This is a genomic window from Bacillus cereus (assembly GCF_002567495.1).
Classification (GTDB): Bacteria; Bacillota; Bacilli; order Bacillales; family Bacillaceae_G; genus Bacillus_A; species Bacillus_A cereus_AQ.
The window spans coordinates 157414-170153 of sequence record NZ_NVAP01000048.1 but is presented as its reverse complement, the minus strand read 5'-3'; the positions used below and the strand labels follow the sequence as shown (position 1 = coordinate 170153).

The following is a 12740-nucleotide window of genomic DNA, read 5'->3' as shown; positions in this document are numbered from 1 at the left end:
TTTGCACCTCTTCATTTTACTCTTACACGCAGTAAAACCCCTCACCTCGAATTAGGTGAGGGATTTTATTCTACGAGCTCTATTTCATTATAAGTTTCCTTCTATTTTACAAGAAAAACTTACGAATGTCATTCCATGTTACAACTAACATTAATAACATTAATAATGCAAAACCAATAAAGTGAACCATTCCTTCTTTTTGACGGTCAATTGGTTTTCCTCGTAACGCTTCAATTAAGAAGAAGAATAAACGGCCACCGTCTAAAGCAGGAACTGGTAATAAATTGAATAAACCAAGGTTAATACTTAAAACTGCCGCTAAACTTAGTACACGCGTAAATCCATAATCCACAACTTGATCTGTTAGATTATAAATTCCTACTGGACCTGATAACTCATTAATAGAAAATTGACCAGTTACTAATTTCACAAGAGATTCAAAAATTAGTTTCGTCCATTGGTATGTTTGTTCAAATCCTGATTTAATAGAACCCATTACTGTTTTCTCTACAGGGGAATAAACACCAATTCTACCAACTTCGTCTTTACCTTCTTTATCGAGTGTTGGCGTTACTTTCACATTAAACTGTTCATTATCACGCTTTACTTGTAACGTAATTTCTTTATTCGGATTTTCACGTACAATGGCAACAACATCTTTCCATGTACTTGTGTTTTTCCCATCAATCGCTTGAATTGTATCATTCTCTTTCAATCCAGCTTGCTGTGCTGCACTATTATCCATCACTTTTCCGACCATTGGTTTGTCAACGGGAACCCCTTGTACAAATCCAAGAATCACAAAAATAACAAATGCTAAAATAAAGTTCATTGCAGGACCCGCAAAGATTGTTAAAGCGCGTTGCCCTAGTTTTTTTGAACCAAATTGTCTATTATACGGAGCAATTTGAATTTCTTCCCCCGCAGTAATAATACGAGCCTTTTCATTCACTCGGAACGTTTGAAGCTCTTCCTCGTACTCTTCATAGCCCGAAATTGTTAGATTGTGCTCCAAATCAGCTTGTTCGACTTCAATGACACGAACATTTGGATACTTTTCATATCCATCAAAAACTAATTTCACAACTTCGTCTTTTTCATTTAATACAAGGCCAACCTTTTTCCCAGGCTTTAACTCAACTGTGTCCGCATCCTCGCCAGCCATTCTTACATAGCCACCAAGGGGCAGTAATCGAATCGTATACACCGTTTCATTCTTTTCAAATGAGAATATTTTCGGACCAAACCCAATCGCAAACTCGCGGCATAAAATACCTGCTCTTTTTGCGAAATATAGATGCCCTAGCTCATGGAAAAATACGAGTGCACCGAAAATTAATATAAAGGCAATCGCTGTATTCAATTCCATAACCACCTTTGCTAAATTTGTTCCATCACAAACCGTCTTGTGGCTGCATCAATTTCCAGAATTTCCTCTAAGCTCGGACGTGCAATGACATTGTGATGGTTCATTGCTTTTTCAATGAGGTCTTCTACTGTTAAGAAACCAATTCTCTTTTGTAAAAAGGCTTCAACAGCTACTTCATTCGCTGCGTTCATTACAGCTGGCATACTTCCACCTGCTTTTCCAGCTTCATACGCAAAACGTAGGCAACGGAATCGCTCTTGGTCCATTTTCTCAAAATGCAACGTCCCTATTTCCCATAAGTTTAACTGTTTTGTGTCTGAAAGAGGCAATCTATCAGGATATGTAAGTGCGTATTGAATTGGTACTCGCATATCAGGTGAACCAAGCTGCGCCATTACACTACGATCTTCAAATTCAACCATAGAATGGATAATACTTTCTTTATGTAAAACAACATCGATTTGCTCGTAAGGGATACCAAAAAGCCAATGTGCTTCAATTACTTCCAGTCCCTTATTCATCATTGTAGCAGAATCAATTGTAATTTTCGAACCCATTGACCAGTTTGGATGTCGAAGCGCATCTTCTACGGTCACATGATGCAATTCATCCCTCGTTTTATCACGGAAACTTCCACCAGAAGCCGTTATAATAAGACGAGAAATTCTTTTCTCATTTTCACCATTCAAGCATTGAAAAATAGCTGAATGTTCACTATCTACTGGAAGTAACGAAACATTATGTTTTCGTGCTGCTTCCATTACAAGATGTCCTGCAGTTACTAACGTTTCTTTATTTGCAATTCCAATTGTTTTTTTCGCCTCAATTGCACGAAGTGTTGGTAACAACCCTACGCTACCTACAACAGCATTTACTACAATCTCCGAATCTGGATGTAATGCTACTTCTAAAAGTCCTTCACTACCATATACAATTTTTGTATTACCAGAAACAGCTTGTAATTTTAAAACATCTTCCTCTCTTTGCACAGAGACGATTTGCGGAGAAAATTCTTGAATTACCTTTACTGCGTAGTCAATATTTTTCCCTACAGAAAAAGCAACGAGACGGAATTGGTCTGGGTGCGAGCGTAATACATCTAAAGTTTGTGTACCAATTGATCCGCTTGCACCTAATAAACTAATGTTTTTCATGACTCCAACCCCTCGTTCATTTATTAATTGTATTGTAATAAGAAGTAGAGAATTGGTAAAACGAATAACCAACTATCTGTTCGATCTAATATACCACCATGTCCAGGTAAAATTGTACCTGAATCCTTTACGCCATAATGACGTTTAAAAGCAGATTGTACTAAATCACCAATTTGTCCAAAAATAGAAATGATAATTGTCAGCACAATTAAAATTACTACATTCGATTCAACTGGGAAGAACATGTTGTAAACAAGTGCCACGATAATTCCGCAAACGATGCCGCCTAATGAACCTTCAATCGTTTTATTTGGACTAATTTCTGGCCACAATTTTCTCTTGCCCAATGCTTTTCCTACGAAATATGCGCCTGAATCAGTAGCCCATATAACAAATAATGCGCAAAACACATATTTAATTCCTAATATTCTCGTTTCATTTAAATATAAGAATCCCATTGCCACATATGTCGTTGCCATCAGTAAAAATGAAGCATTATCAAAAGTAAATGTATTCTTAGAAAGGACTGTATATGATAAAAGTAATAAAACAATCACAAATGTGATTTCCAATTTACCTAATCCAATCCATGTAAACAGTTCTGATGCACTACTTGGAATTAAAAGAATCCACAATAATACTGCAGCTAAAACTGTCGGTACTGAAATAAGCGTAAGCTTATTCATACGAATTAATTCATATAAACCTATAGAAGCAAGTGCATACACTAAAACCGTAAAAGGCACGCCACCGTATATTACGATGGGAATGAATAGCGCGGCAGCAACCACTCCAGTAATAATTCTCTGTTTCACTACCAAACCCTCTCTTTCTACACGCCTCCGAATCTGCGCCCTCTATGTTGAAAGTCAGTAATTGCATTTAGCAAATGTTCTTCTTTGAAGTCTGGCCAATACACATCTGTAAACCAAAATTCTGAATACGCAATTTGCCATAACATGAAATTACTAATACGTAGCTCTCCGCTTGTACGGATTAACAACTCTGGATCAGGTAAAGAACTCGTCATTAAGTAGGAAGAAAGCATTTCTTCACTTACCTCTTCAGAACGAATTTTTCCTTCTTCATTATCTTTCATCATATGTTGCACAGCAGAAACGATTTCATCTCGACTTCCATAGTTTAACGCGAAATTAAGAATTAATCCCGTATTCTCTTTCGTATTTTCCATGGCCTTCTCCATCGCTCTGCGTGTATGCGTAGGAAGACGATCTTTTTGCCCTATTACTCGGACTTGTACGTTTTCTTCAATCAATTCTGGTAAAAATGTACCTAGAAATTCTTCTGGAAGCTTCATTAAATAATCAACTTCCTTTTTCGGTCTTTTCCAGTTCTCAGTTGAAAAAGCATAGAGAGTTAACACTTTCACATTAAGTTTACTTGCAAATTTTGTAATTTTCTTTACAACTTGCATACCTTCATGATGTCCCGCAATACGAGGCATTGCTCTCCTCTTTGCCCATCTTCCATTCCCATCCATAATGATGGCAATATGTTCTGGGATATATCCTTTTTTCACTTCTTCAACGAGATGATCAAACGATGTGTCCTTTTTACCTTTAAAAAAAGGAAAGTTTTTAAACATCATTCATACCCTCCAGCAAGCAGACGTATGCCTAAAAGTGTAAAAAGACCCCCTTAAGAAGAGGGTCATATTTGCGAAGTTATCGCTATTACACTTCCATGATTTCTTTTTCTTTGTTTTTTGCGATTTCGTCAACTTTTGCAATATATTTATCTGTTTCTTTTTGGATATCTTCAGTATATCCTCTTAAATCATCTTCTGTAATCTCGCCAGCTTTTTCAAGCTTCTTAAGATCATCATTTCCGTCACGACGTACGTTACGAACAGCTACTTTTGCTTCTTCAGCATATTTTTTCACAACTTTAACAAGATCACGACGACGCTCTTCTGTTAATGCAGGGAATGCAATACGAATTACAGTTCCATCATTAGAAGGGTTTAAGCCTAAATCAGCTTTTAAAATTGCTTTTTCGATATCACCGATAGAAGTTTTATCATAAGGTTGAATTACAAGCAAACGTGCTTCTGGAACTGTAATGTTCGCTAATTGCACAACTGGTGTTGGTGCACCATAGTAATCAACTTGTACCTTATCTAATACAGACGAGCTTGCACGACCAGCGCGAACTGTTGCTAATTCACGAGAATAAGCAGCAACTGCTTTTTCCATTTTTTCATTTGAAGACTTCAATACTTGTTGTCCCATATTTATTTCCCCCTTACAACTGTTCCAATATTTTCGCCTAAAACGGCACGTTTAATATTACCTTTTTCCATAACTGAGAATACAATTAATGGAATGTCATTATCCATACATAGAGAAGAAGCTGTAGAATCCATTACACCTAAACCTTCTTTTAATACATCTAAGTAAGTAAGCGTTTCGTATTTCGTAGCTGTTGGGTCAATAGATGGATCTGCACTATATACGCCATCCACATTATTTTTCGCCATTAAAATAACGTCCGCTTCGATTTCAGCTGCACGTAATGCTGCTGTTGTATCTGTAGAGAAGTATGGGTTACCAGTACCTGCAGCAAAGATAACAACACGTTTTTTCTCTAAGTGACGAACTGCTTTACGGCGAATGTAAGGCTCTGCCACTTGACGCATCTCAATTGAAGTTTGTACACGAGTTTGGATTCCAATATTCTCCAAGCTATCTTGAAGAGCTAATGAATTCATAACTGTAGCTAACATGCCCATGTAATCTGCTCCTGCACGATCCATGCCCATTTCACTTCCAATTTTCCCACGCCAAATGTTACCGCCACCAACAACAACAGCAACCTCTACATCAAGTTCTGCAATTTCTTTTACTTGTTCTGCAACTGACTTAATAACAGTTGGATCAATTCCAAATCCTTGCTCTCCAGCTAAAGCTTCTCCACTTAGCTTTAAAACGACACGATTATATTTCGGTTTACTCATAATGAACCTCCAATTGCTTACATCTTTATTTTAAAAAAGGGAACACAATGTGTTCCCTAATCTGTATTAGTTACTACCTTTTACTTGGTTCATTACTTCTTCAGCAAAGTTGTCTTCGCGTTTTTCGATACCTTCACCAACAGCGTAGCGAACGAATCCTTTTAATGTTCCGCCTTTAGACTCAACGAACTGACGAACTTTCATATCAGGGTTTTTAACGAATGCTTGGTCAAGTAAGCAAATCTCTTCGAAGAATTTGCCTAAACGGCCTTCAACCATTTTTGCAACGATTTTTTCAGGCTTGCCTTCGTTTAATGCTTGTTGTGTTAATACTTGACGCTCATGCTCAACTTCTTCAGCTGTTACAGCATCGCGGTCGATGTATTTAGGGTTAACTGCTGCAATGTGCATTGCTACATCTTTAGCAGCTGCTTCATCAGTAGAACCTTCAAGAACTGTTAATACACCAATACGTCCACCCATGTGTAGGTAAGCGCCGAATGCATCTGCATCAGTTTTTGATACGATTTCGAAACGACGAAGTGTAAGTTTTTCACCAATTTTAGCGATTGCTTCATTGATGTGCTCTTCTACTGTTTTGCCGCCTTCAATTGTTTGAGCCATAGCTTCTTCAACGTTAGCAGGTTTGTTAGCTAATAAGTGAGCAGCTAGCTCTTTAATTAATGCTTGGAAACCTTCGTTTTTCGCAACGAAATCAGTTTCAGAGTTTAATTCTAAGATTAAAGCGTCGTTACCGTTTGTTTCGATGAAAGTTAAACCTTCAGCAGCGATGCGGTCTGCTTTTTTAGCAGCTTTCGCAATACCTTTTTCACGTAAGAAGTCAATTGCCTTCTCCATGTCGCCGTTAGTTTCTGTTAAAGCTTTTTTGCAGTCCATCATACCTGCGCCAGTTTTTTCACGTAATTCTTTTACCATTTGTGCAGTGATTGCCATACTTTTCATCCTCCTAAAATATGTATTTATACCTTTTAAAAAGGTGTTTATACCTTAAAAAAGGTGATAAAAGGCCGAACCCCTTATCACCTTTCCAAATTTGTTACGCAGTAACAGTTTCTTCACCTTGTTTTGCTTCAAGGATCGCGTCTGCCATTTTAGATGTAAGAAGTTTTACAGCACGAATTGCATCATCGTTTGCTGGGATAACGTGATCGATTTCGTCTGGATCACAGTTTGTATCAACGATACCGATGATTGGAATGTGTAATTTGCGTGCTTCAGCAACTGCAATACGCTCTTTACGAGGGTCTACTACGAATAATGCACTTGGAAGACCTTTCATATCTTTAATACCGCCTAAGAATTTCTCAAGACGCTCTAACTCTTTTTTAAGTTGAACAACTTCTTTCTTAGGAAGTACTTCGAAAGTACCATCTTCTTGCATTCTTTCGATGTCTTTAAGACGCTTGATACGCTTTTGGATTGTTTGGAAGTTTGTTAAAGTTCCACCTAACCAACGTTGGTTAACGAAGTACATACCAGCACGAGTTGCTTCTTCTTTAATAGCTTCTTGTGCTTGTTTTTTAGTACCTACGAATAAGATGTCTCCGCCTTCAGCAGCGATGTCACGCATCGTTCTGTAAGCTTCCTCAACTTTTTTCACAGTTTTTTGTAAGTCGATGATGTAGATACCGTTACGCTCTGTGAAGATGTAACGCTTCATTTTTGGGTTCCAACGACGAGTTTGATGTCCGAAATGAACACCAGCTTCAAGCAATTGTTTCATAGAAATTACTGACATAATTTAGTTCCTCCTAAATGGTTTTTGATATCCTCCGTTTACTTCATCTCTAAGCGAAACTACAAACGTAGCACCAACACTTAAATCAGTAAACGTGTGTACTTTGTACTGACACCACTGCTTACTATATCATACTGAAATATTACAATCAAGTCGAAAATGCGAACAATGTAAAACTTTCTTTGTTCATACTCGAATTCTAGTATTACCAACCTTCATTTCTTCTAAGCAAAAAATCAAAATCCAATTGATAGTTTTCCCAGAAAACACGCTTATGGCACTCTTTACAGGCACTATCGATCCATTGCACAAAAAAACTCTCCTCAACCGAGGAGAGTTTTTTATAAATTAGTTTGTTTTTAATTTAGCAAGTTCCTGTAGAAACTTGTCGTTTAGCACTTTAATGTATGTTCCTTTCATACCTAAAGAGCGAGACTCAATAACACCAGCACTTTCTAATTTACGTAGTGCATTTACGATTACAGAGCGAGTAATTCCTACGCGATCAGCAATTTTACTTGCAACAAGTAAACCTTCTGTTCCATTTAATTCTTCGAAGATGTGCTCAATTGCTTCTAACTCACTGTAAGATAATGAGCTGATCGCCATTTGAACAACAGCTTTACTACGTGCTTCCTCTTCGATTTCTTCTGCTTTTTCACGTAAGATTTCCATGCCTACAACAGTTGAGCTGTACTCAGCAAGGATTAAATCATCATCTAAGAACTCTTGACCAAGACGAGCTAATACTAATGTACCTAGACGCTCACCGCCACCAACGATTGGTACGATTGTAGTTAAACCTTGACCAAATAATTCTCTGTTTTCTACCGGGAATGCTGTGTAAGCACTGTTCACATCTAAGTTTGAAGATGTTTCCGTAATGTTGAATAAGCTTTGTGTATATTCTTCTGGGAACTGACGCTCTGCAAGCATTTGTTTCATACGCTCATTTTCGATTTGTTGGTGAATTGCATAACCTAGTAATTTACCACGACGACTTACAACGAACACGTTTGCTTCAATTACTTCACACATTGTGTCAGACATTTCTCTAAAGTTTACAGGCTTCCCTGCTGCGCTCTGTAATAACGCATTTAATTTTCTCGTTTTTGCTAATAATTCCATTTCAAAAGTTCCTCCTACATGTTACTTACATATTTTTTCATCACTTGGAAACTAGGGCGAGTCACCTGATGACACTATTACAAAATAAACTGGCTCACATCTTTATTTTTAGCAATTGTTGCTAATTTCTCCTCAACGTATTGAGGTGTTATCGTTATTTTCTCTAACGTAATTTCAGATGCTTCAAACGATAAATCTTCAAGGAGCTTCTCCATAATCGTATGAAGTCTTCTTGCTCCAATATTATCTGTATCCTGATTAACTTGATAAGCAATCTCAGCAATCTTACGAATAGCTTCGTCTGAAAATTCAATTTCTATACCTTCAGTCGCTAATAATGCCATATATTGTTTAATTAACGCATTGTCAGGCTCGATTAATATTTTAACAAAATCGTCTGTTGATAATTTTGTTAATTCTACTCGAATCGGAAATCTCCCTTGCAATTCCGGAATTAAATCCGACGGTTTAGACATATGGAACGCTCCAGCTGCAACGAATAAAATATAATCCGTTTTTACTGATCCGTATTTTGTCGCAACATTCGACCCTTCTACAATTGGCAAAATGTCACGTTGCACACCTTCACGTGATACATCTACGCTATTCGACTGCTTACCAGCAATTTTGTCAATTTCATCGATAAAAATAATCCCGAGCTGTTCAGCACGATAAACAGCCTCTTGTGTAACTTCATCCATATCAATTAAGCGCTGTGCCTCTTCATTTGTCAAGAGTTTTCTTGCTTCTTTTACAGAAAGTTTACGTTTTTTCGTTTTTTTCGGCATAAAACTTCCTAATGCATCTTGGAAATTCATTCCCATTTGCTCCATGCCAGTTCCTTGTAACATATCAAACATAGAAGACTGTTGCTCAGTCACTTCAATCGATACAATTTCGTCTTCAAGAAGCCCTGCAGCAAGCTTTCTCTCCACGTCTTGACGTTTCTTTTCGATTTCACCATCTTCTTGTGTATCAGACGTCTGACTCGAATTTTGAGCGCCCCCAAAGAGCATCTCTAATGGGTTTTTAAATCCAGATTGCTTCTCCGGACTCGGTACTAAAATTTCAACAAGACGTTGATTCGCTTGCTCTTCTGCTTTATCTTGAACTTTCACTACCATTTCTTCTTTTACGATACGAACCGATGTTTCCACAAGGTCACGTACCATCGACTCTACATCTCTACCCACATATCCAACTTCTGTGAATTTTGTAGCCTCAACCTTAATAAAAGGTGCTCCAACGAGTTTCGCCATTCGTCGTGCTACCTCTGTTTTCCCAACACCTGTCGGTCCAATCATCAAAATGTTTTTAGGTGCTATTTCATCACGTAAATTTTCAGCTAATTTACTGCGACGGTATCGATTTCTCAACGCTACAGCAACCGCTTTCTTTGCATCTTTTTGACCGATGATGTATTGATCTAATTTTTCCACAATTTGGCGCGGAGTAAAATGTAAATGCATATAAAATGCCTCCCTTACGATTCTACAATTCTTCAACAATTATGTTGTGGTTCGTATAAACACAAATATCGCCAGCAATCTCTAAACTCGCTTTCGCAATTTGTTTCGCTGTTAAGTGTTCACTTGCATATTGCTTTAAAGCACGACCTGCAGAAAGTGCATAATTCCCACCAGATCCAATTGCTAAAATACCATCATCCGGTTCAATCACTTCTCCTGTACCTGAAACAAGAAGCATAGTTGTTTTATCCATGACAATGAGCATCGCTTCTAGCTGACGTAACATTTTATCGCCACGCCATTGTTTTGCCATTTCAACAGCAGCACGCTGCAAGTTGCCATTATACTCTTCTAATTTCCCTTCAAACATTTCAAAAAGAGTAAATGCATCAGCAACTGAACCTGCAAAACCAGCTAAAACTTTACCTTGGAAAAGCCTGCGAACTTTACGAGCTGTATGTTTCATTACAACAGCATTTCCCATTGTCACCTGGCCATCTCCAGCCATTGCACATTCTCCATTATGATGAACTGCAAATATCGTTGTAGCGTGGAAATTCCCCATAGAAAAAACTCCTTTATTTGTTTTTATAGCTTTTAAAGCAATTTATGCCCGCGGGTGATGCTTCATGTAAACAGAACGCAATCTTTCTTTTGAGACATGCGTATAAATTTGTGTCGTCGACAAATTCTCATGGCCTAATAGCTCCTGTACAGTACGTAAATCCGCCCCTTCATCTAACATATGTGTAGCAAATGTATGCCTTAACATATGGGGACTTATCCGCATTGTCAGTGAAGCCTTTTTAATGAGTTCGTTTAAAACATAACGAACTCCACGACTTGTTAGCGGCGTACCTTTCGCATTTAAAAATACCATATGAGAGTCTTCTTCAGTCTTATTAATTAACTGTTTTCTCCCATTTTCTATATAGGTAATTAAAGAATCTTGCGCATAGCTTCCGAACGGAATATACCTTTGTTTTTTTCCTTTTCCCATTACTAAAATTGTTCCCACCGCAAAGTCAATATCGGTAAGTTGTAAATTGACACATTCACTCACACGGATTCCAGTCGCATACATCAACTCTAATAAAGCTTGATTTCTTTGACCAAGTGGCGTTCCCGTGTCAGAAACTTCGAATAATTCCTCTAACTCTTCAGCATATAAAAACTTTGGGATTGACAATTCTTTTTTGGGGAGTGACGCAAGTGCAAACGGATTATCCTTCCGATAACCTTCACGCATCAAAAAACGATATAAACTTCGTAAGCTTGATACTTTTCTTGCGACAGATTTACGGGCTAACTTTTCATCGTGCAACGTCGTTAAGTACAAACGAACATCCGCGTATGTAACATCTAAAAAAGAGGATATGCCTTCTCGCTCCATAAATTGCACAAAATGTTCTAAATCATTTTGATAACTTGCAATTGTATATTTTGAATAATTTCTTTCAATTTGTAAATATCCAACGAATAATTGTAACAATTTCTTCACATTCACACAATTCACCTCAATAAAGGCTACTAAATCGTATCACAACTTAGTAGCCTTTGCAAGAAATTTAACTAAATATTTACAAAATTTTGAATCGTCTCTAAAGCGCGTGTTGCGTACGCTTCATTTCGCTCCGCTTTCTTTTTGAGCTTCTTCTCTAACGGTGCAAATAGACCAAAGTTCGCATTCATCGGTTGGAAGTTTTTAGCATTCGTTGCCGTAATGTAATTTGCCATGCTACCCATCGCAGTTACTGGCGGTAATACAACTGGCTCTTCACCTTGCACAAGACGTGCAGCATTAATTCCTGCTAATAACCCTGATGCTGCTGATTCAACATATCCCTCTACTCCAGTCATTTGACCAGCGAAGAATAAATCATCACGTTGTTTATATTGATATGTTGGACGAAGCAAATTAGGTGAATTAATAAACGTATTACGATGCATTACACCATAACGTACAATCTCTGCATTTTCCAGTCCCGGAATTAACTGTAACACTTCTTTTTGCGGTCCCCACTTTAAATGTGTTTGGAAACCTACGATATTGTATAAAGTTCCCGCCGCATCATCTTGACGTAACTGAACAACAGCATATGGCGTTTTCCCTGTTTTTGGATCTTCCAATCCAACAGGTTTCATAGGTCCAAATACTAGCGTCTGTCTCCCTCTACTTGCCATAACTTCTACTGGCATACAACCCTCAAAGAAAATTTCTTTTTCAAATTCTTTTAAAGGCACTGTCTCAGCAGCAATTAAAGCCTCATAAAAACGATCAAATTCTTCTTCTGTCATCGGACAGTTTAAATATGCCGCTTCCCCTTTATCATAACGAGACTTTAAATATACTTTGTTCATATCAATGCTGTCTTTTTCAACGATTGGCGCTGCTGCATCGTAGAAATAGAAATAATCTTCACCTGTTAGTTCTTTTAATTGCGCAGCAAGATCAGGAGATGTAAGTGGACCTGTTGCAATAATTGTTGGTCCTTCTGGAATTTCAGTAAGCTCTTCATTCACTACAGTTACATTCGGATGATTCTTTACGTATTCAGTCACTTTAGCTGCGAACTCATGACGGTCAACTGCTAAAGCTCCTCCAGCTGGTACAGAGCACTCATCAGCTGCACGAATAATGACAGAATCCATCAAACGCATTTCTTCTTTAATAACTCCAACAGCATTTGTTAATGTGTTTGCACGTAATGAGTTACTGCACACTAATTCAGCAAATTTATCTGTATGATGAGCTGGCGTTTGCCTTACTGGTCTCATTTCATATAATTTTACTTGGACACCACGTTTTGCAATTTGGTAAGCTGCTTCACTCCCTGCAAGACCTGCGCCAATGACGTTTACTACTTGTGTTGTCATATATATC

Annotated in this window: 13 protein-coding genes; all 13 read right to left on the bottom strand. The window is 37.8% G+C overall.

The genetic code is table 11. The annotated features are described in order from the left end of the window. Nucleotides 1-106 precede the first annotated feature (106 nt). On the bottom strand, nucleotides 107-1363 hold the full coding sequence (gene rseP / locus COK05_RS24180; protein WP_141539235.1) for an RIP metalloprotease RseP: 1257 nt from the start codon (nucleotides 1361-1363) through the stop codon (nucleotides 107-109). Nucleotides 1364-1380: 17 nt separating this feature from the next. Continuing rightward, nucleotides 1381-2523 (bottom strand): 1-deoxy-D-xylulose-5-phosphate reductoisomerase, encoded by a 1143-nt coding sequence (gene dxr / locus COK05_RS24175; RefSeq protein WP_098614553.1) that lies wholly within the window; start codon nucleotides 2521-2523, stop codon nucleotides 1381-1383. 23 nt (nucleotides 2524-2546) lie between these two features. After that, nucleotides 2547-3338: a phosphatidate cytidylyltransferase gene (cdsA, locus tag COK05_RS24170; protein ID WP_098614552.1), complete on the bottom strand. Its 792-nt coding sequence runs from the start codon at nucleotides 3336-3338 to the stop codon at nucleotides 2547-2549. A 17-nt stretch (nucleotides 3339-3355) separates the two neighbouring features. Beyond that, nucleotides 3356-4132, bottom strand: a complete 777-nt coding sequence (gene uppS / locus COK05_RS24165) for an isoprenyl transferase (RefSeq protein ID WP_098614551.1) — start codon at nucleotides 4130-4132, stop codon at nucleotides 3356-3358. Between the two features lie 85 nt (nucleotides 4133-4217). Continuing rightward, nucleotides 4218-4775: a ribosome recycling factor gene (frr, locus tag COK05_RS24160; protein WP_000531505.1), complete on the bottom strand. Its 558-nt coding sequence runs from the start codon at nucleotides 4773-4775 to the stop codon at nucleotides 4218-4220. Between the two features lie 2 nt (nucleotides 4776-4777). After that, nucleotides 4778-5500 (bottom strand): UMP kinase, encoded by a 723-nt coding sequence (gene pyrH, locus COK05_RS24155; RefSeq protein ID WP_098614550.1) that lies wholly within the window; start codon nucleotides 5498-5500, stop codon nucleotides 4778-4780. 66 nt (nucleotides 5501-5566) lie between these two features. Continuing rightward, nucleotides 5567-6454, bottom strand: a complete 888-nt coding sequence (gene tsf / locus COK05_RS24150; protein ID WP_001018575.1) for a translation elongation factor Ts — start codon at nucleotides 6452-6454, stop codon at nucleotides 5567-5569. A 103-nt stretch (nucleotides 6455-6557) separates the two neighbouring features. Further along, nucleotides 6558-7259 carry a 30S ribosomal protein S2 gene (rpsB, locus tag COK05_RS24145; protein ID WP_000111485.1) on the bottom strand — a complete coding sequence of 234 codons (702 nt, stop codon included), beginning with the start codon at nucleotides 7257-7259 and terminating at the stop codon, nucleotides 6558-6560. Between the two features lie 348 nt (nucleotides 7260-7607). After that, nucleotides 7608-8387: a GTP-sensing pleiotropic transcriptional regulator CodY gene (gene codY, locus COK05_RS24140; RefSeq protein WP_000421290.1), complete on the bottom strand. Its 780-nt coding sequence runs from the start codon at nucleotides 8385-8387 to the stop codon at nucleotides 7608-7610. 77 nt (nucleotides 8388-8464) lie between these two features. Beyond that, the gene (gene hslU, locus COK05_RS24135) at nucleotides 8465-9856 is read right to left on the bottom strand and encodes an ATP-dependent protease ATPase subunit HslU (protein ID WP_000550084.1); all 1392 of its coding nucleotides are present in this window, start codon (nucleotides 9854-9856) and stop codon (nucleotides 8465-8467) included. Between the two features lie 22 nt (nucleotides 9857-9878). Continuing rightward, a complete protein-coding gene (gene hslV, locus COK05_RS24130) occupies nucleotides 9879-10421 on the bottom strand; it encodes an ATP-dependent protease proteolytic subunit HslV (RefSeq protein ID WP_000526274.1) in 543 nt (180 codons plus the stop codon). A gap of 42 nt (nucleotides 10422-10463) precedes the next feature. Further along, nucleotides 10464-11363: a tyrosine recombinase XerC gene (xerC, locus tag COK05_RS24125; RefSeq protein ID WP_098614549.1), complete on the bottom strand. Its 900-nt coding sequence runs from the start codon at nucleotides 11361-11363 to the stop codon at nucleotides 10464-10466. 65 nt (nucleotides 11364-11428) lie between these two features. Then, a complete protein-coding gene (gene trmFO / locus COK05_RS24120; RefSeq protein ID WP_098614548.1) occupies nucleotides 11429-12733 on the bottom strand; it encodes an FADH(2)-oxidizing methylenetetrahydrofolate--tRNA-(uracil(54)-C(5))-methyltransferase TrmFO in 1305 nt (434 codons plus the stop codon). Nucleotides 12734-12740: the final 7 nt, after the last annotated feature.